Annotated in this window: 16 protein-coding genes and 2 riboswitches; of the genes, 10 read left to right on the top strand and 6 right to left on the bottom strand. The window is 69.5% G+C overall.

The features are described from left to right. The first annotated feature begins 171 nt into the window (after positions 1–171). Both ACT541_RS06040 and ACT541_RS06035 read left to right on the top strand, forming a co-directional pair. Positions 172–990, top strand: a complete 819-nt coding sequence (locus ACT541_RS06040) for a protein-disulfide reductase DsbD domain-containing protein (RefSeq protein WP_476135078.1) — start codon at positions 172–174, stop codon at positions 988–990. Between the two features lie 42 nt (positions 991–1,032). Further along, positions 1,033–1,518, top strand: a complete 486-nt coding sequence (locus ACT541_RS06035; protein ID WP_476135077.1) for a redoxin family protein — start codon at positions 1,033–1,035, stop codon at positions 1,516–1,518. A 203-nt stretch (positions 1,519–1,721) separates the two neighbouring features. Here ACT541_RS06035 and rnhA read toward each other — a convergent pair whose 3' ends face one another. From rnhA to ispH, 3 genes are read right to left on the bottom strand one after another with little or no spacing between them, the layout of a single operon-like run. After that, positions 1,722–2,186, bottom strand: a complete 465-nt coding sequence (rnhA, locus tag ACT541_RS06030) for a ribonuclease HI (protein ID WP_476135075.1) — start codon at positions 2,184–2,186, stop codon at positions 1,722–1,724. Next, entirely contained in the window at positions 2,183–3,154 is a 972-nt protein-coding gene (locus tag ACT541_RS06025; RefSeq protein WP_476135073.1) for a homoserine kinase, read from the bottom strand. Before ACT541_RS06025 ends, rnhA begins: the two co-directional genes overlap by 4 nt. A 4-nt stretch (positions 3,155–3,158) precedes the next feature. After that, complete coding sequence (gene ispH, locus ACT541_RS06020; RefSeq protein ID WP_476135071.1) at positions 3,159–4,127, bottom strand: 4-hydroxy-3-methylbut-2-enyl diphosphate reductase; 969 nt, start codon at positions 4,125–4,127, stop codon at positions 3,159–3,161. Positions 4,128–4,324: 197 nt separating this feature from the next. Between ispH and ACT541_RS06015 the strand changes: the two genes are divergently transcribed. The 7 genes from ACT541_RS06015 to ACT541_RS05985 all read left to right on the top strand — a co-directional run bounded on the left by ACT541_RS06015 (position 4,325) and on the right by ACT541_RS05985 (position 12,925). Further along, on the top strand, positions 4,325–4,966 hold the full coding sequence (locus tag ACT541_RS06015) for a hypothetical protein (RefSeq protein ID WP_476135070.1): 642 nt from the start codon (positions 4,325–4,327) through the stop codon (positions 4,964–4,966). 141 nt (positions 4,967–5,107) lie between these two features. Next, positions 5,108–5,208: riboswitch (glycine riboswitch) on the top strand. Next, positions 5,209–5,330, top strand: a riboswitch (glycine riboswitch). 55 nt (positions 5,331–5,385) lie between these two features. Next, the gene (gene gcvT / locus ACT541_RS06010) at positions 5,386–6,516 is read left to right on the top strand and encodes a glycine cleavage system aminomethyltransferase GcvT (RefSeq protein ID WP_476135068.1); all 1,131 of its coding nucleotides are present in this window, start codon (positions 5,386–5,388) and stop codon (positions 6,514–6,516) included. A 21-nt stretch (positions 6,517–6,537) separates the two neighbouring features. Beyond that, a complete protein-coding gene (gene gcvH, locus ACT541_RS06005; RefSeq protein ID WP_476135066.1) occupies positions 6,538–6,906 on the top strand; it encodes a glycine cleavage system protein GcvH in 369 nt (122 codons plus the stop codon). A gap of 252 nt (positions 6,907–7,158) precedes the next feature. Then, on the top strand, positions 7,159–8,502 hold the full coding sequence (gene gcvPA / locus ACT541_RS06000) for an aminomethyl-transferring glycine dehydrogenase subunit GcvPA (protein ID WP_476135065.1): 1,344 nt from the start codon (positions 7,159–7,161) through the stop codon (positions 8,500–8,502). A 14-nt stretch (positions 8,503–8,516) separates the two neighbouring features. Next, on the top strand, positions 8,517–10,082 hold the full coding sequence (gene gcvPB, locus ACT541_RS05995) for an aminomethyl-transferring glycine dehydrogenase subunit GcvPB (RefSeq protein ID WP_476135063.1): 1,566 nt from the start codon (positions 8,517–8,519) through the stop codon (positions 10,080–10,082). A 333-nt stretch (positions 10,083–10,415) separates the two neighbouring features. Then, entirely contained in the window at positions 10,416–11,834 is a 1,419-nt protein-coding gene (locus tag ACT541_RS05990; protein WP_476135061.1) for a bacteriohemerythrin, read from the top strand. 17 nt (positions 11,835–11,851) lie between these two features. After that, on the top strand, positions 11,852–12,925 hold the full coding sequence (locus tag ACT541_RS05985; RefSeq protein ID WP_476135060.1) for an acyltransferase: 1,074 nt from the start codon (positions 11,852–11,854) through the stop codon (positions 12,923–12,925). Between the two features lie 28 nt (positions 12,926–12,953). On the opposite strand, the gene hisG is transcribed toward ACT541_RS05985, so the two are convergent. From hisG to hisS, 3 genes are read right to left on the bottom strand one after another with little or no spacing between them, the layout of a single operon-like run. Then, positions 12,954–13,919: an ATP phosphoribosyltransferase gene (hisG, locus tag ACT541_RS05980; RefSeq protein WP_476135058.1), complete on the bottom strand. Its 966-nt coding sequence runs from the start codon at positions 13,917–13,919 to the stop codon at positions 12,954–12,956. Beyond that, positions 13,916–15,199 carry an ATP phosphoribosyltransferase regulatory subunit gene (locus ACT541_RS05975; protein ID WP_476135056.1) on the bottom strand — a complete coding sequence of 428 codons (1,284 nt, stop codon included), beginning with the start codon at positions 15,197–15,199 and terminating at the stop codon, positions 13,916–13,918. The genes hisG and ACT541_RS05975 overlap by 4 nt, the downstream gene beginning before the upstream one ends. A 14-nt stretch (positions 15,200–15,213) precedes the next feature. Beyond that, the gene (gene hisS / locus ACT541_RS05970; RefSeq protein ID WP_476135054.1) at positions 15,214–16,701 is read right to left on the bottom strand and encodes a histidine--tRNA ligase; all 1,488 of its coding nucleotides are present in this window, start codon (positions 16,699–16,701) and stop codon (positions 15,214–15,216) included. Positions 16,702–16,979: 278 nt separating this feature from the next. On the opposite strand from hisS, the gene ACT541_RS05965 reads away from it, so the two are divergent. Then, on the top strand, positions 16,980–18,101 hold the full coding sequence (locus ACT541_RS05965; protein ID WP_476135053.1) for a glycosyltransferase: 1,122 nt from the start codon (positions 16,980–16,982) through the stop codon (positions 18,099–18,101). Positions 18,102–18,103 lie beyond the last annotated feature (2 nt).

The raw sequence follows: 18,103 nt of genomic DNA, 5'->3' as shown, positions 1-18,103 counted from the left end.
CTGCGATCGCCGGCGGCGACCCATGCCGCGAATCTAACCTCGCGACCGGGGCGGAACAAGGGCAGGCGGACCGAGGGACGATCACGTCGCCTCGCGCCTCTCCCGCGACGACGTGAGGAGACGCGAGCGCGGCGACGCGCTAGGGTCCGCGACCGATCATGCAGAGTGTCCATGCCCCGCTTCCTCCGCCTCGCACTCCTCCTCGCCCTCGCCTCCCCATCCGCCGCGCTCGCCGCCGAGGCGAACGTGCGCCTGCTCGTCGCCGGCATCGCCGGAGGGAAGATCTCGGCCGGCATCGCCGTCGACCTGCCGGAGGGCTGGAAGACCTATTGGCGGACACCCGGAGACGCCGGCATTCCGCCGACCTTCGACACCGGCGGCTCGACCGGGCTCGCTCCGGTCGCGGTGCGCTATCCCGTGCCCGAGCGCTTCGACGAAGCGGGGCTGACGGCGATCGGCTACACGAAGTCGGTGGTGCTGCCGATCGACACGGCGCTCGCCGATCCCTCGAGGCCCGGCAAGCTGGTGATCGAGGTGATGATCGGCCTCTGCCACGACATCTGCATGCCCTTCGAGACCCGGCTCGAGGCGACGATTTCCCCGAATGCCGCGCCCGATGCGGCCGCCGCCGCGGTGATATCGGCGGCGATGGCGCGGGTGCCGGTCGCGGCCGATGCGGGAACCCTGCCGCGCGTCGTCTCGGCCCGCCGCGAGGCCTCCGGACAACGCGAGACGGTCGTCGTCGAGGTCGCCATGCCGCCCGGCGGCGGCGAGGAGGACGTGCTGGTCGAAGGGCCGACCGCCGAATGGGCGCTGCCCCTGCCGCGCCGCGACGGGTCGACGGGGACACGCGAACACTGGCGCTTCGTCGTCGACGGCGTGCCGAAGGGGGCCTCGATCGCGGCGACCGACCTGCGCTTCACCCTGCGATCGGGCGCGCGCGCCGTCGAACAGATGGTGCGGCTGGACGGCGGCGGGGGTGCGCCCTAGGTCCAACGCATCTTCCGATACTTTGCCCGAGAGGAGACACCCATGACCATCGCCGTCGGCGACCGACTGCCCGCCGTGACCTTCAAGACCATGATCGACGGCGTACCGACCGCCATCACCACCGACGAGGTGTTCAAGGGCAAGACCGTGGCGCTCTTCGCGGTGCCCGGCGCCTTCACGCCCGGCTGCTCGAAGACCCATCTGCCGGGCTATCTCGCCAATCACGACGCGCTCAAGGCCAAGGGCGTCGACACCATCGCCTGCACGGCGGTCAACGACGTCTTCGTGATGGATGCCTGGTCGAAGGCCAATGCCGCCGACGGCAAGATCCTGTTCCTCGCCGACGGCTCCGGCGTCTTCGCCGACGCGGTCGGGCTGACGCTCGACGCCATCGCCGCCGGCCTCGGCCTGCGCTCGCAGCGCTATTCGATGCTGGTGGTCGACGGCGTGGTGAAGGACCTCGCGCTCGAGGAGAAGCCCGGCACGATCGAGCTCACCGGCGGCGCCTGCATGCTCGGCAAGCTCTGAGACGGGGCGGACGGCGTTCCCGTCCGTCACCTCTGTTCGGCTTCACCCTGAGGTGCCCGATCGCAAGATCGGGCCTCGAAGGGCGAAGCTCCGACGGGCGGTGCCACTCGACCCTTCGCCCTTCGAGGCCCGGCTCTGCCGGGCACCTCAGGATGAAGGGTCTCCGCGACAGGCAGAGAGCATCGGCCTCCGGTCCGCCCCGCTCACCGCGGCGTCTTGTAGGGCGCCATGCCTTCGCGGGCGAGTTCGTCGGCACGCTCGTTCTCGGCGTGGCCGGCGTGGCCCTTGACCCAGTGCCAGCTGACACGATGGCGCTCGATCGCCGCCTCGAGGCGCTGCCACAGGTCGACGTTCTTGACCGGCTTCTTGTCGGCGGTCTTCCAGCCGTTCTTCTTCCAGCCGTGGATCCAGCCGGTGATGCCGCCCTTGAGGTAGTTGGAATCGGTGGTCAGCTCGACGGTGCAGGGGCGCGTCAGCGTCTCCAGCGCGGCGATGGCGGCCATCATCTCCATACGGTTGTTGGTGGTGTCGGCCTCGCCGCCGCTCAGCTCCTTGACCCTGCCCCGCCATTCGATCAGCGCGCCCCAGCCGCCCGGGCCGGGGTTGCCGGAACAGGCGCCGTCGGTGTGGATGCGCACCACGTCGGTCGCGGTCTCCGCCTCGCTCATCGTTCGAGCCCGTAGCCGGCGGCGCCGGAGATCGAACGGTGGAAGCGCAGCTTGCGATGGTATTCGAGCGGGTCCTTCGGCTTGACCAGCGCACCGGGCGGCACGTTCAGCCAGTCGTAGAGCCGGGTCAGCAGGAAGCGCAGCGCCGAGCCGCGGGCGAGCAGCGGCAGTGCCTCGACTTCCGCCGGCTCGAGCGGCCGCACCGCCTGGTAGGCGGCGAGGAAGGCGCGGCCCTTGGTCAGATTGAACGACAGATCCTGCTCGAAGCACCACGAGTTCAGGCACACCGCCACGTCGTAGGCGAGCGCGTCGTCGCAGGCGAAGTAGAAGTCGATCAGGCCCGACAGTTCGTCCCTCAGGAAGAAGACGTTGTCGGGGAAGAGATCGGCATGGATGACGCCGAAGGGCAGCGCGCTCGGTTTCGGCCAGTCGTGCTCGAGCACGGCGAGTTCGGCCTCGATGTCGGCGCCGAGCCCGGCCGAGACCTCGTCGGCCCGCGCCGCCGAGCGCTGCCACAGCGGCCGCCACGACGGCATCGACAGGGCGTTCGGCCGGCGCAGACCGAAGTCGCGGCCGGCGAGATGCATCTTCGCCAGTGCCTCGCCGAGCAGGCCGCAGTGGCGCGCCGTCGGGCGCCGCACCCACTGACCCTCGAGGAAGGTGACGATCGCCGCCGGTCGGCCGGCGAGCTCGCCGAGCGTCGCGCCGGAGCGGGCATGGACGGGCAGCGGACAGCCGAGGCCGCGGGCGGCGAGATGGTCCATCAGCCCGAGGAAGAAGGGCAGATCGTTCGGATCGACCCGCTTCTCGTAGAGCGTCAGGATGAAGTTGCCGCTCTCGGTGTGGAGCAGGTAGTTGGAGTTTTCCACGCCCTCGGCGATGCCCTTGCAGGAGAGCACCCGGCCGATGTCGTACCCGGCGACGAAGGCGTCGAGATCCTCGTCGGAGACTTCGGTGTAGACGGCCACGGGATCAGTCCTCGGCACCGGCCGCGTCGTCGCGCAGGCCCTTGGGGAGATTGAAGACGACGGTCTCTTCGGCCGCCACCACGGTTTCCACGCGGACCTCGCGGCGCGCGGCGAAGGCGTCGATCACCTCCTCGACCAGCACTTCCGGCGCCGAGGCGCCGGCGGTGATGCCGAGGCGGTCGACGCCCTCGAAGACCGACCAGTCGATGTCGGCGGCGCGCTGGATCAGCACGGCGCGGCAACCCTGGCGCTCGGCGACCTCGCGCAGGCGCTGCGAGTTCGACGAATTGGGCGCGCCGACGACGATCATCGCCTCGACCCGCGGCGCCACCGCCTTGACCGCCTCCTGGCGGTTGGTGGTGGCGTAGCAGATGTCCTGGCGATGCGGCCCGTGGATCGCGGGGAAGCGGCGGCGCAACACGTCGACGATCGCCGCGGTGTCGTCGACCGACAGCGTCGTCTGCGTCGTGTAGGCGATCTCACGGCCCGCGGGCGGCACGACGGTCTCGGCATCCTCGGTCGAGGTGACCAGCGTCACCGCGCCCTCGGGCAGCTGACCCATGGTGCCGATCACTTCCGGGTGACCGGTATGGCCGATCAGGAAGACGTGACGGCCGCGCTCGTGGTGCTGTTCGGCGGCGCGATGGACCTTGGTCACCAGCGGACAGGTGGCGTCGAGCGAGAACAGGCCGAGCCGTTCCGCCGTCTCCGGCACCGACTTCGGGACGCCATGGGCGGAGAAGACCACCGGGCGGCTGCGATCGGGAATCTCGTCGAGTTCCTCGACGAAGATGGCGCCGCGGCGCTTCAGCCCGTCGACGACATGGCGGTTGTGGACGATCTCGTGGCGGACGTAGACCGGCGCGCCGTGGATGGCGAGCGCCCGCTCGACGATCTGCACGGCGCGGTCGACGCCGGCGCAGAAACCGCGCGGGGAGGCGAGAAGAATCTCCAGCGGGGGCTCGGTCGCCATGCGGATCTCCGACGGGGCGGGAAGGTCCCGGGAATAGAGGGAGCGGGCGCCCCGCTGTCAAGGACACGCCGGGTCGCTTCGGGACGATCCGAAGACCGACGACGTGCCTTCGCGGCGAATGACCGTGGCGAGGCCGGCGCGGCGATGCTATGGAAGGCGTCCTCGCCCTTCCAAGCGACGAACGGGAGCCGCGTATCATGTCTCTCCGGCACAAGACGATGTTCGGTCGTGCCCGCATTCTCCTCGCCTCTCCGGCGCTCCTCGCCGTGCTGGCGCTCTCGGGCTGCGGCACCAGCGACAGCATCGGCTCGAGCTTCTCGCCCGCCAAGATGCTCTCCGGCACACTGAACCAGCCGAAGGAGGTCGACCCCGCGCTCTTCGCCGCGACGCCGGTCTGCCCCGAGGCGATGGTGCGCGAAGGCACCGAGTTCATGCCGATCTTCGAGGCCGGCAAGCCCGGCAACCTCGACGCGGTCCGCTTCCAGGCCTCGGTCCAGCGCGTGGCGCGCGACTGCGAGGAGGCGCCCGGCGGCGGCATCAGGGTGCGCGTCGGTGTCGCCGGCCGCGTGCTCGCCGGCAAGAGTGCGGCGACCGGCACGGTGACCATCCCGGTCCGCGTCGCCGTCACCGCGGGTGACAAGGTGTTCTATTCCAAGCTCACCACCACCCAGGCGACGGTGCAGGCGCCCGACTATTCGGCGCTGTTCTCGATCGTCGACGAGGGAATCACCCTCTCGGTCGCGGAGAGCCAGGCCGTCACCATCTACGTCGGTCTCGACGGCAAGGGCGACGTCGGCGGCAAGCCGAAGAAGCCGGCGCGCGTCCCGACGAAGGGCTGAGCCGAAGCGACGGGCGTAATGCCGCGAAAATGCGCGACGCCCGACGGATCGGGCGTTGACGCAAGGCCCGCGCTTCTCTATCGCTCGATGGATCGGGGTCACGTCGCGCCCCGTGGCGAACGGGTCTTCGGACCCGCGCGCACTGCCCCGGCGGGAGAGCCCGGAACCCTCGCGAGAGGATGTCCGGCGCCGAAGGAGAAACCGCCCCGGAAACTCTCAGGCCCAAGGACCGCGGGGGCGAGCGACACTCTGGAAAGCAGGCACGGGTTCGCCCGCTGCCTCACCGAAGGCGTAACCGGAAAGCCCTGCCTCACGAGGCACTGGCCGCCGGGAAACTCTCAGGTCGTCCGACAGAGGGGGCGCGAGCGGATCGTTCGATCCGATCGCCGCCCCACGAGTCGAATTCCGGAGTGCGCCCGATGGCTTCTTCCGCCGATACCGCCGTTCTCGAGACCCCGCTCGCCGCCTCGCACGTCGCCCTCGGCGCGCGGATGGTGCCCTTCGCCGGCTATCTCATGCCGGTCCAGTACCCGACCGGCATCATCGCCGAGCACGCCTGGACCCGCGAACACGCCGGCCTCTTCGACGTCTCCCACATGGGCCAGGGCGCCCTCGTCGGCCCCGACCACGCCACCACCGCCAAGGCGCTCGAGGCGCTGGTGCCGGCCGACGTGCTGAACGTCGGCGAAGGCCGCCAGCGCTATTCGCAGCTGCTCAACGCCGAAGGCGGCATCCTCGACGACCTGATGTTCTCGCGCGAGACCGGCGCCGACGGGCGGATCCTCCTCGTCGTCAACGCCGCCTGCAAGGCGGCCGACTGGGCCCACATCGCCGCGAACCTGCCGGCGAACGTGCGGCTCGAGACCTACGACGACAAGGCGCTGCTGGCCCTCCAGGGCCCCGAGGCGGAAGGCGTGCTCGAAGCGCTCGGCGCCGAGGTCGGCGCGATGCGCTTCATGGACGTCGCCGCCCACACGATCGCCGGCGTGCCGATCCTCGTCTCGCGCTCGGGCTACACCGGCGAGGACGGGTTCGAGATCTCCGTCGCCGGCTCCGACGTCGTCCGCCTGTGGGATCTGCTGCTTCAGGATCCGCGGGTGAAGCCGATCGGTCTCGGCGCGCGCGATTCGCTCCGCCTCGAGGGCGGGCTCTGCCTCTACGGCCACGACATCGACACCACCACCTCGCCGATCGAGGGCGGGCTCTCCTGGTCGATCCAGAAGCGCCGCCGCGTCGAGGGCGGCTTCCCGGGCGCGGCGCGCATCCGGCGCGAACTCGCCGAGGGGCCGTCGCGGGTGCGCGTCGGCCTGCTCGTCGCCGGCCGTCAGCCGGCGCGCGAGGGGGCGGAGATCGCCACGAAGGACGGCACGGTCGTGGGCGTCGTCACCTCCGGCGGCTTCGGGCCGACCGTCGAGGGGCCGGTCGCCATGGGCTACGTGCCGCTGACGCAGTCGATGCCGGGCACCGATCTCGATCTCATCGTACGCGGCAAGGCTCTGCCGGCCCGCGTCGTCGCTCTTCCCTTCGTCCCGGCGCGTTTCCGCCGCTGACACCTCCACCGGAGAACATCCATGAAGCTCTACACCAAGGACCACGAGTGGATCGTCATCGACGGCGACGTCGCCACGGTCGGCATCACCACCTATGCCCAGGAACAGCTCGGCGACGTGGTCTTCGTCGAACTGCCGGACGCCGGCAAGATGCTCTCCAAGGGCGGCGAGGCGGCGGTCGTCGAGTCCGTCAAGGCGGCGAGCGAGGTCTATGCGCCGCTCGACGGCACGGTGATCGAGGCGAACACCCGGCTCGCCGACGATCCGGGCCTCGTCAACCTCGAGCCGGAGACCGACGGCTGGTTCCTCAAGATGAAGCTCGCGGCGGGTGTCGACACCTCCGAGCTGATGGACGAGGCGGCCTACGAGGCCTTCGTCCAGACGCTGTGAGGACGAGGGGCGATCGTCTCGTTCGTGCCTTTCGCGGAGGCCCTTCATCCTGAGGTGCGAGCGCAAGCGAGCCTCGAAGGACGAAGGGCCGAGTGGCAGGGCCCGTCGTCGCCTTCGCCCTTCGAGGCCCGGCTCTGCCGGGCACCTCAGGGTGAAGTCGAACAGGGGTGATCGATCGCCCCCCATTCCCTCGGAAACACCGGCCGCGGCTCCCCGCCCGGTCCTCCTCATTCGAGCCGCAGAGGCCCTTCCATGCGCTACCTGCCCCTGACCGACGGCGATCGTGCCGAGATGCTGGCGCGGATCGGCGTCGAGACCATCGACGCGCTCTATGCCGACGTGCCGGCCGACGAGCTCATCGCCGCCCTGCCCGACCTTCCCCGCGCCAAGGGCGAGATGGAGGTCGAGCGCATCATGGCCCGCATGGCGGGCCGCAACGTCGTCGCCGGCTCGGTGCCGTTCTTCTGCGGCGCCGGCGCCTACCGCCATCACGTGCCGGCCACCGTCGATCACCTGATCCAGCGCTCGGAGTTCCTCACCTCCTACACGCCGTATCAGCCCGAGATCACCCAGGGCACGCTGCAGGTCCTCTTCGAGTTCCAGACGCAGGTGGCCAATCTCCTCGGCATGGAGGTCGCCAACGCCTCGATGTACGACGGCTCGACCGGCACCGGCGAGGCCGTGCTGATGGCCCATCGCGTCACCAGGCGCCGCAAGGCGGTCGTCTCGGGCGGGCTGCATCCGCACTATGCGGAGGTCATCGCCACGCTCTCCGACATGGCCGGCGACAGCGTCGTGCGGCTCGCGCCGGACGTCGGCGGCGGCGAGGATCTCCTCTCGGCGATCGACGGCGAGACCTCCTGCGTAGTGGTCCAGTCGCCCGACGTCTTCGGCCGCATCGTCGATCTCGCCCCCGTCGCCGAGAAGGCGCATGCGGTCGGCGCGCTGCTGGTGGCGGTCGTCACCGAAGTCGTCTCGCTCGGCGCGATCGAGCCGCCGGGGGCGCAGGGCGCCGACATCGTCGTCGCCGAAGGGCAGTCGCTCGGCAATCCGCTCGGCTTCGGCGGTCCCTACGTCGGCCTCTTCGCGACGCGTCAGAAATACGTCCGCCAGATGCCGGGCCGGCTCTGCGGCGAGACGGTCGACGCCGAGGGCAAGCGCGGCTTCGTGCTGACGCTGTCGACCCGCGAGCAGCACATCCGCCGCGAGAAGGCGACGTCGAACATCTGCACCAACGCCGGGCTCTGCGCGCTGGCCTTCTCGATCCACCTGACGCTGCTCGGCGAAGCGGGCCTCACCCGGCTTTCGACGCTGAACCACGAGGCGGCGATCGAGGTCGCCGATGCGCTCGGCAACATCCCCGGCGTCGAGGTGCTGAACGACACGTTCTTCAACGAGTTCACGGTGAAGCTGCCGACGAACGCCGCCGCTCTCGTCGAGAAGCTGGCGAAGGACGACGGCATCATCGCCGGCGTGCCGGTGTCGCGGCTGATGCCGGGCGCCGGGCTCGACGATCTGCTGATCGTCGCCGTCACCGAGACCACCACCGCCGACGACCGCGCCGCGCTCGTCGCCGCGATCTCCGAAGCGATCTGAGAGGGGAACGAGACATGGCGCTCAACGACAAGGGCCGTCCGACCCGCCCCGAAGAGGTCAGCGAAACCGCCGCTCCGGTCGGCACCTTCACCGGCAACCGCGCCCTCGACGTCGAGGAGGGGCTGATCTTCGAGATCGGCCGTCCGAACGTCACCGGCGTCGACCTGCCGGCGCCGAAGGGCGCGAAGTCCCGCCTCGGCACCCATGCCCGCAGGCTGCCGCTCGATCTGCCCGGCCTCGCCGAGCCGGAGGCGGTGCGCCACTACGTGCGGCTGTCGCGGCGGAACTATTCGATCGATGCCGGGCTCTATCCGCTCGGCTCCTGCACGATGAAGCACAATCCGCGGCTCAACGAGAAGATGGCGCGGCTGCCGGGCTTCGCCGACGTCCATCCGCTGCAGCCGGTCTCGACCGTCGAGGGCGCGCTGGAACTCGTCGCCGAGGTCGGCCGTTGGCTGGTCGAGCTGACCGGCATGAAGGCCGTCGCCATGAGCCCCAAGGCGGGCGCCCACGGCGAACTCGCCGGCATGATGGCGATCAAGGCGGCGCTGCGGGCCCGCGGCCTCGACAAGCCGGTCGTCCTCGTCCCCGAGAGCGCCCACGGCACCAATCCGGCGACGGCGGCCCTCATCGGCTTCGAGGTGAAGGCGGTTCCGGCGCGTGCCGACGGGACGGTGGCGGTCACCGACGTGAAGGCGGCGATCGACGACCGCGTCGGCGCGATCATGCTGACCAACCCCAACACCTGCGGCATCTTCGAGCCGGAGGTGGCGGAGATCGCCGCGGCGATCCACGAGGCGGGCGGCTACTTCTACTGCGACGGCGCGAACTTCAACGCCATCGTCGGCAAGGTGCGCCCGGGCGACTTCGGCGTCGACGCCATGCACATCAACCTGCACAAGACCTTCTCGACGCCGCACGGCGGCGGCGGGCCGGGTGCCGGTCCGGTGGTGCTCTCCGAGCGGCTCGCCGCCTTCGCGCCCTATCCCTTCGTGCGGATCGAGGGCGGGCGGCCGAAGCTGGTCGAGGATCCCTCCTCGGTGGCCGCCGGCGAGACGCCCTACGGCCGGCTCACCGCCTTCCACGGCCAGATGGGCATGTTCACCCGCGCCTTCGCCTACATGCTCAGCCACGGCGCCGACGGGCTCCGGCAGGCGTCGGAGGACGCGGTGCTGTCGGCCAACTATCTCAGGGCATGCCTTTCGGACCTGATGACGGTCGCCTTCCCCGATCATCCCTCGATGCACGAAGTGTTGTTCGACGACCGCTTCCTGGAAGGGACCGGTGTGACCACGCTCGACTTCGCCAAGGCGATGATCGACGAGGGTTACCACCCGATGACCATGTACTTCCCGCTGGTCGTCCACGGCGCCATGTTGATCGAGCCGACCGAGAGCGAATCGAAGGCCTCGCTCGATCTCTTCGCCGCCACGTTGCGCGACCTCGTCATGGCGGCGAAGCGCGGCGAGACGGCGCGATTCGCCCAGGCGCCGCGCTTTGCGCCGCGCCGCCGTCTCGACGAGACGCGGGCGGCCCGCGCGCCGAAACTCAAGTGGGACAAACCTGTCGTTGCAGGGTGATCCCGACCAGTCACGACTTTGAGGCGAGTGGCGGCGGCGACGCCGCCACTTTTTCATTGCTGAAGTCAACACACTGACGCGAAGTAAATCGAGTTTCGATCAATGCCGTTTCTGGACGTATGCGCAAATCCGTCGGATAAAGTCTTGCGCCGTCGCTGAAATCAGCGCGGCACGTGACATTCCGCGACAGCGCGTCGCAGCCCAAACACGTCGAAAACTAGATTGTCGCCTTTCGCGACAAGGAATTGGCAACTCTCCGGCACCAAGATCGCTCATCGACCGATCGACGACGAGGGGCGACCCACCTCGAACCGACCGGGGAGGAATGACGTCGTGGAGTTCTTCTATTGGAATGCCAGCTTCGAGATCGGTATTCCGCTGATCGACGAGCAGCATCGCAAACTGGTGGATCTGATCAACCGTCTCGCCACCGCCATCGCGGAGGGGGGGCGGCTGCCGCACGTCGAGGCGTTGATCGGCGAACTCACCGACTATGCGGCGCAGCATTTCGAAGACGAAGAACAGATCATGGCGGATGCTCCGCTCTCCGAGAGCGAGAAGGAGCGCCACCGCAAATCACATCGCGGCTTCGTCGAGAAGGTGCGCGAGATCGCCAAGCGCGACGACCTCCTGCGCGCCGACGTCTCGGAGCAGGTGCTGGAGTTCCTCGTCACCTGGCTCGTCTCCCACATTCTCGGCTCCGATCGCAAGATCAGCCAGGCGCTGAAGGCCGAACACGACGCCCACGACCCGACCGCGGGGCCGAGCATCGAACAGGTGTTGATCGCCGCGCTCGGCGAGACCGAGCGACGCTTCCGTCTGGTCTCCGACTATGCGCCGGCGATGATCTGGATCTGCGACCCCAAGGGCACGCGCGGTTACGTCAATCGCGCCTGGTCGAGCTTCGTCGGTCTCGAAGACGGCGACGCGCAGGACTGCGAGTGGTGTGCCTACGTCCACCCGGACGACCGCGAGGCCTATCACGACCGCATCGGGACGCTGGTGGCCGTCCGTGGTTCGGGCGAGATCGAATACCGTCTGCGACGGGCGGACGGCGAATGGTGCTGGGTGCTCGAGCGCGTCCTGCCGCGCTGGGATTCGGCCGGCACATTCATGGGGCTGATCGCCTCGGCCGTCGACATCACCGCCATCAAGCGCTCGGAAGAGATGCTGAGCATCGCCAACCGCGAGCTCGAGGCGGAGGTCGCGCGCCGCACCGCCGAGCTCGAACAGTTGATGCAGACCGACCCGCTGACCGGCATCGGCAATCGCCGCCTGCTCGGCGAGCGTCTGGGCTCCGCCATCGAGCGGGCCGGCCGCGAAGGCACGGCGCTGACCGCGGTCTTCATCGATCTCGATCACTTCAAGCGCATCAACGACGCCTTCGGCCATCCGATCGGCGACCGGGTGCTCGCCCGCGTCGCCGGCGTGCTGCGCGCCAATGTGTCGCGTCACGACACGGTGGCACGCTACGGCGGCGAAGAATTCGTCGTCCTGCTCGACGAATGCACCCTCGACGACGCTTTCCGCGTCGCCGAGCGGCTCAGGGCGGCGATCGGGCGCATCCGGCTGCGTGAAATGGACGGAACCGTCTCGGCCAGCGCCGGCGTCGCCCAGTGGCATCCCGGCCAGTCGGCCGACGGATTCCTGGCGGCGGCCGACAAGGCGCTCTATCGTGCCAAGAAGAACGGGCGCGATCGCACCGTCCTCGCCGACCCCGAGGCCGAAGCCGAGACCGCCGAAGCCGCCTGAACGCGATGGCGTCCGCCATGTCCGACGACGTACCCTCCCCGCACGCGCGCGACGACGCCGTCGATGCGACGCGGTTCCTCGGCTTCACGGCCGTGGTCCTGCTCCACGTCATGCCCAATCGCTATTGCGACGCGACGCTCTGGCACTTGGCGATCGACGGCACCAGCCGCTTCGCCGTCCCCGCCTTCTTCATGATCGCCGGCATGATGCTGGCGCATTCGTCCCGCCGGCCGTCGGAGGACATCCGGCGACGCGTCGTCCATCTGGTGCCGGTGTTCCTGTTCTGGGAAGTCGTGTTCCAGGCGATGCGGGCGGCGGCGGCGTGGAAGCGCGGCGACGCGCCCTTCGGCGCCGACTTCCTGCGCGAGCTCGCGCGGATCCCGATCGACGGCGGTTTCGCCTTTCATCTCTGGTACATCCCGTGGATGCTGGCGACCTGCGCCGTCTTCCTCCTCGGCATGGCGGTGATGCGGCGTCCGGTGGTGCTGACGGTGGCGGTCGCGGCCCTTCTCGCCGGGCTGGCGATCGGGCCCTACGATCTGCTGCCCGGGCCGATGGCGGCGATCGGCGCGGAGGCCCCGGCGACGCGGCTGCCGATGCTGCGCGACAGTCCGGTCTACTGGCTGTTCTTCCTCTGCCTCGGCCACGTCCTCGGCTCGACGACGGCGTGGCGACGGATCGGCGCGCCGACGCTGATCGCGCTGGCGGCCGCCGGATGGGCGTTGCAGCTCGTCGAGCGGTCATATGTCCAGAGCGCACTGTGGGCCGACTGCCCGCCGCAGCAGGCCGGCGTCGACATGGTCTTCGGCACCGTCCTGTGGTCGGTCGCCGTGACGATGCTGGCGATCGGCCACATGCCGGCCGGGCTCGCGCGGCGGCTGGCGCCGATCGGGCGCTGGACGCTCGGGCTCTACTGCGTCCACGGCGTCTTCATCATCGTCTTCGACACGCTGAGCCGTCACCGCTCGCTCGGCGAGGGCACGGCCGGGCTCCTGCCGCGCATCGCGGCGGCGGCGGTGATCATCGCCCTGTCGGTCGGCGTCGTGTGGGGTATGACGCGGCTGCGCCCGCTCCGCCGCTTCGTCGGCTGAAGCGGCGGGCGTCACACACTCCGGGCGATCAGCCGAGCGCCGCCTCGAGCGCGTCGGCCATCTCGTTTTCCGGCGCGAAGATCCAGTCGACCGCCGCCACCGTCACCATGGTCGCCCCCTCGACCCGCAGCGCGTCGGCCAGTGCCGCCACCTGCTTGGCGGGCACATGGAGGACGAGCGGGCTGCCCGCCGCCGGCACGCCGAAGGGCGCGGTGGCGCCGAAACGGGCGGCGGTCGCCACCGCGACGGCGGCGTCGCTCACGGCGCAGCGCAGCTCGCGGGTCCGCCGGGCGCGGGCCTCGGAGGCGACGCGATCGAGGATGGTGCGGGCGCGGGCGCGGTGATCGTCGGTCCACGCCGCCGTCTTGGAGGCGACGAGATGGGCCTGGCTCTTCAGGATCACGCCGTCGGTCAGGATCTTCAGGGCGTTGGCCTTCAGCGTCGAGCCCGTCGTGGTGATGTCGACGATCGCTTCCGCCGCGCCGGAGGCCGGCGCGCCCTCGGTGGCACCGAGGCTCTCGACGTTGCGATAGTCGGAGATGCCGTGTTCGGCGAAGAAGCGGCGCGTCGTGTTGAGATACTTGGTCGCGATGCGCAGCTGGTGGCCGTGGCGGGCGCGGAACTCGGCCGCGACGTCGCCGAGGTCGGCCATGGTCACGACGTCGATCCAGGCCTGCGGCACCGCCACCACGACGTCGGCGAAGCCGAAGCCGAGCTCGGCGACGAGATGGACCTTGGACGACCAGTCGGCGACGTTCTCGTGGACGAGGTCGAGGCCGGTGACGCCGAAGTGGACGTTGCCGGCGGCGACTTCCTTGGTGATCTCGGAGGCCGAGAGGAAGGCGATCTCGACGCCGTCGATGCCGCCGAGGCGGCCGCGATAGTTGCGCTCGCCGCCCGGCTGCAGCACGGCGAGGCCGGCGCGCTGGAAGAAGCCGTTGGTGTTTTCCTGCAGCCGGCCCTTGGAGGGCACGGCGATGATCAGATCGGTCACGGGCGATCTCCCAGTTCCTGGCCGTAGCCGCCGATGCCGAGGCGATCGAGCCACATCGAGAAGCCGCAGGCGGCGACCGGCGTGGTCGATCCCAGCCGCTCCAGCAGGCCGTCGTAGCGACCGCCGCCGATCACCGGCTTGTCGGCGCCGACCGAGCCGGCGCGATCGGGATCGCGCATCTCGAAGACGAAGCCGGTGTAGTAGTCGAGGTTGCGGCCGAAGTCGGCGCGGAACGTCGGACGGTCGAGGCCGATGCCGCAGTCGCGGAAGGCCTCGTTGCGGCGGGCGAAGAGGTCGATCGCCGGCGCGATGTCGAGGCCGACCTCGCGCTGGAAGGCGTCGAGCGCGTCGACCGCGCGTTCCGGCGAGGTCTCGAGCGCGAGATAGCGCGTCAGCACCCCCGCCGCCTCCGGCGTCAGGCCGCCGGCCGAGGCGACCGCGGCGCGTTCGAGGAACCGCTCGGCGATCTCGTGGGCGGTGCGGCCGCCGACGGTGGCGATGCCGGCGAGGCCGAGCAGATCCTCGACGAGGCTGCGCGCCTCCTCGGGCTTCGAGCCCGCGAGCGCGCCGAGGATGCCGGCATGGCGGATCGCCTCGTCGGCGCCCTCGCCCGCCGACAGGCGACGGATGGTGGCGACGAGCCGCTCGGGCGTGCCGAAGAGGCCGCGCAGGCGACGGCGCAGCGGAGCGGCGAGGCCGAGCCCGTCGAGCAGCGCCAGGAACAGACCCTCGTCGCCGATCTTGACGATCGGCTCGTCGAGGGCGAACAGCGTCGCCGCCTCGAGCGCCAGCGCCAGCACGTCGGCGTCGGCCGCGGCGCGATCCTCGTTGCCGAAGAGTTCGATGCCGGCCTGGAGGAACTCCGCCGGTTCGTCGGCGCGCTGACGGAACACCGGACCGAAATAGCCGAGTGCGGCCTCACGGCCGGCGGCGCCGGTCTCGAGATAGTGGCGGCAGATCGGAATGGTGAAGTCGGGACGCAGGCAGAGCTCTTGGCCCTCCGCGTCCGTCGTCAGGAACAGGCGGCGGCGGATGTCCTCGCCGGCGGTGTCCAGGAAGAGATCGGCCGGCAGCAGGATCGACGGCTCGACCATCTCGGCCTCGGTCTCGCGCTGGAACAGCGCGACGAGTTCGGCGGTCGGGTCGAAGGCGGAAAGCTCGTCGCCGGCTTCGGCGTCGGCGCCTCCGAGCAGCTCGGCGAGCGCCTCGGGCGTGTCGATGCCGACTTCCGCCAGCAGGCGGAGCATCTCGGCGGCGTTGGGATCGGTCGGGGTCGCCATGGGGATCTCCCGGATCAGGCTTGACGGGCGAGGATGTCGCGCACGGTCGCGACGAGGTCTTCGACCTTCGCCTCGACCTGGGCAGGGCGCGCGGCCTTCCACTCGGCGTTGGATTCGATCGACTTGGCGGCTTCGGCACCCGCCACCAGATCCTTGATCTGGACGATGCCGGCGTCGCGCTCGTTGGAGCCCTGGATGATCACGCAAGGCGCCTTGCGGCGGTCGGCGTATTTCATCTGCGCCTTCATGCCGGACGAGCCGAGATAGCACTCGGCGCGGATACCGGCGTCGCGGAGCGTCTTGGTCAGCGCCAGGTAGTCGCCCATGCGGTCTTCCTTATCCATGGCGAGGACCAAGACCGGGCCGACTGTGTCGGCTTCCGCGAGGATCGGGCTCTTCACCGCCTTCAGCGCCGAGACGAGGCGCGAGACGCCGATCGAGAAACCGGTCGCCGGCGCGGGTTCATTGAGGAAGCGCGAGACGAGACCGTCGTAACGGCCGCCACCGCCGACCGAGCCGAAGCGGACGATCTCTCCCTTTTCGTTGGGCACTTCGAAGGTGAGCTCGGCCTCGTAGACCGGGCCGGTGTAGTACTCGAGGCCACGGACGACGGAGGGGTCGATGCGGATTCGATCGGGACCGTAGCCGGCGGATCGGACCAACTGTTCAATCTCGCGCAGTTCTTTCACACCGTCCTGACCGACATTGCCAGAAAACAGGTGTGCCTTGGCCTGATACAACTCGTCCCAAGTCGCTTCTACGAAGTCGACGACAAGCTGGATATCGGTAGGCGCCAGCCCCGCGCCCTTGGTGAAGTCGCCGGACTTGTCCTTCGGATTCTCCCAACGCCCCTCGCCGAGGAGATCGCGAACGCCTTCGGGTCCGATCTTGTCGAGCTTGTCGATGGCCCGCAGCACGGTCAGGCGCTCGGCCGCGTTCTCGTCGCCGGAGAGGCCGATCGCTTCCATCACGCCGTCGAGAACCTTGCGGTTGTTGACCTTGACGACATAGTCGCCGCGCTTCAGGCCCACCGCCTCCATGGCGTCGGCCATCATCATGCAGATCTCGGCATCGGCGGCGACGCTGCCTGCGCCCACAGTGTCGGCGTCGAACTGCATGAACTGGCGGAAGCGGCCGGGGCCGGGCTTCTCGTTGCGGAAGACCCAGCCGCAGCGATAGCTGCGATAGGGCTTCGGAATCTGCGTCCAGTTCTCGGCGGCGAAGCGGGCGAGCGGCGCGGTCAGGTCGTAGCGCAGGCTCATCCACTGCTCGTCGTCGTCCTGCAGCGAGAAGACGCCCTCGTTGGGACGGTCCTGGTCGGGCAGGAACTTGCCGAGCGCGTCGGTGTATTCGAGCAGCGGCGTCTCCACCGCCTCGAAGCCGTAGAGCTCGTAGATCTCGCGGATCTTCGTCAGCATCGCCTCGGTGGCGCGCACGTCGGCGGGGCCACGATCGGCCAACCCGCGGGGCAGCCGCGCCTTCAACTTCTGATCCGATGCCATGACCCGCTCGCTTCCCGTCTCGCCAACACGAAAACCCGCCGAAACGGGGCGGGCGCCACGGTTCCTAGACCGGATCGCCGGCAGGGACAAGCCGAGAGGCGCGCTCCGACGTCGCGGGACTGCGCAGATCGTTGCGCATTACGTCGAATTCACGCTGCCACCAGTTGCCAACCCCTCACAATTCCGCCACGTTGCGGCTCCATCGGGCAGGGGCTGCACGCGGACGCGTCCTCGGTGCGCCGCCCGACTTCCGCCGAGCATCGAAAGGCTCCGCCCGCATGGATTCCGCCCGTCCGGACTTCGCCCAGTCCGCCGTGTCCCCCGAGCTTTCCATCGTCGTTCCGACCTACAAGGAGAGCGCCAACGTTCCGCGCCTCGTGGAGTTGCTGGACGCCGCGCTCGTCGGCATCGCCTGGGAGGTGATCTTCGTCGACGACGACAGCCCCGACGGCACCTCGCAGGTCGCCAAGGCGATCGCCGCCTGCGACGCCCGCGTGCGTTGCCTGCGTCGCGTCGGCCGTCGCGGTCTGGCGGGCGCCTGCATCGAGGGCATGCTGTCGTCGGCGGCGCCGGTCGTCGCCGTGATGGACGCCGACCTGCAGCACGACGAGACCATCCTGCCGCAGATGTATGCCGCGATCCGCGGCGGCGCCGATCTGGTGGTCGGCAGCCGTTACGTCGACGGCGGTTCGTCGAACGAGGGCCTGTCGTCGATCCGCCAGTGGGGGTCGGAGACGGCGACGTCGCTCGCCCGTCGCTTCCTGCGCATCGAACTCTCCGACCCGATGAGCGGCTTCTTCATGATTCGCCGCGAGCGGGTCGAGGCGATCGCCGGCGAACTGTCGCGCGAGGGCTTCAAGATCCTGCTCGACATCGTCGCCTCCTCGCCGGAGCGGCTGAAGACGGTCGAGGTGCCCTTCACCTTCCGCGAGCGGCAGGCGGGCGAATCCAAGCTCGACACGCTGGTGACGGCCGAATATCTCGGCCTCCTCTTCTCCAAGCTCTCCGGCGGTCTGGTGCCGGTGCGCTTCCTGATGTTCCTTCTGGTCGGCGCCTCGGGCATCGTCATCCATCTGGCGACGCTGAAGGTGGCGCTCCACGTCTTCGAGACGACGTTCTTCACCGGCGAGCTCTCCGCCTCGGTCGTCGCCATGACGTGGAACTTCATTCTCAACAACCAGCTGACCTACCGCGACCGCCGTCTGACCGGCCTGTCCTTCGTCTGGGGTCTCTTCACCTTCTATCTGGTGTGCAGCCTCGGCACGATCGCCAACATGGGCGTCGCCACCGGCCTGTTCGAGATGGCCGAGACGGGGCCCTGGATCGCCGGTTTCGCCGGCGCGGTGATGAGCGCGGTGTTCAACTACACCGTCTCGGCCGTGCTGACCTGGCGCAAGTGAGA

The sequence above is a fragment of the Pinisolibacter sp. DMC100 genome (assembly GCF_056313705.1).
The sequence above is the reverse complement of the archived record's forward strand: the minus strand, read 5'-3'. Positions and strand labels throughout refer to the sequence as shown.

Coding starts and splice junctions, on each gene's coding strand:
- hisS (WP_476135054.1), bottom strand. CDS start 16,701: ATGGCATCGGATCAGAAGTTGAAGGCGCGGCTGCCCCGCGGGTTGGCC.
- ACT541_RS05985 (WP_476135060.1), top strand. CDS start 11,852: ATGTCCGACGACGTACCCTCCCCGCACGCGCGCGACGACGCCGTCGAT.
- rnhA (WP_476135075.1), bottom strand. CDS start 2,186: ATGAGCGAGGCGGAGACCGCGACCGACGTGGTGCGCATCCACACCGAC.
- gcvPB (WP_476135063.1), top strand. CDS start 8,517: ATGGCGCTCAACGACAAGGGCCGTCCGACCCGCCCCGAAGAGGTCAGC.
- gcvT (WP_476135068.1), top strand. CDS start 5,386: ATGGCTTCTTCCGCCGATACCGCCGTTCTCGAGACCCCGCTCGCCGCC.
- ACT541_RS05975 (WP_476135056.1), bottom strand. CDS start 15,199: ATGGCGACCCCGACCGATCCCAACGCCGCCGAGATGCTCCGCCTGCTG.
- ACT541_RS06035 (WP_476135077.1), top strand. CDS start 1,033: ATGACCATCGCCGTCGGCGACCGACTGCCCGCCGTGACCTTCAAGACC.
- ACT541_RS05965 (WP_476135053.1), top strand. CDS start 16,980: ATGGATTCCGCCCGTCCGGACTTCGCCCAGTCCGCCGTGTCCCCCGAG.
- gcvPA (WP_476135065.1), top strand. CDS start 7,159: ATGCGCTACCTGCCCCTGACCGACGGCGATCGTGCCGAGATGCTGGCG.
- ACT541_RS06040 (WP_476135078.1), top strand. CDS start 172: ATGCCCCGCTTCCTCCGCCTCGCACTCCTCCTCGCCCTCGCCTCCCCA.
- gcvH (WP_476135066.1), top strand. CDS start 6,538: ATGAAGCTCTACACCAAGGACCACGAGTGGATCGTCATCGACGGCGAC.
- ACT541_RS06015 (WP_476135070.1), top strand. CDS start 4,325: ATGTCTCTCCGGCACAAGACGATGTTCGGTCGTGCCCGCATTCTCCTC.
- ispH (WP_476135071.1), bottom strand. CDS start 4,127: ATGGCGACCGAGCCCCCGCTGGAGATTCTTCTCGCCTCCCCGCGCGGT.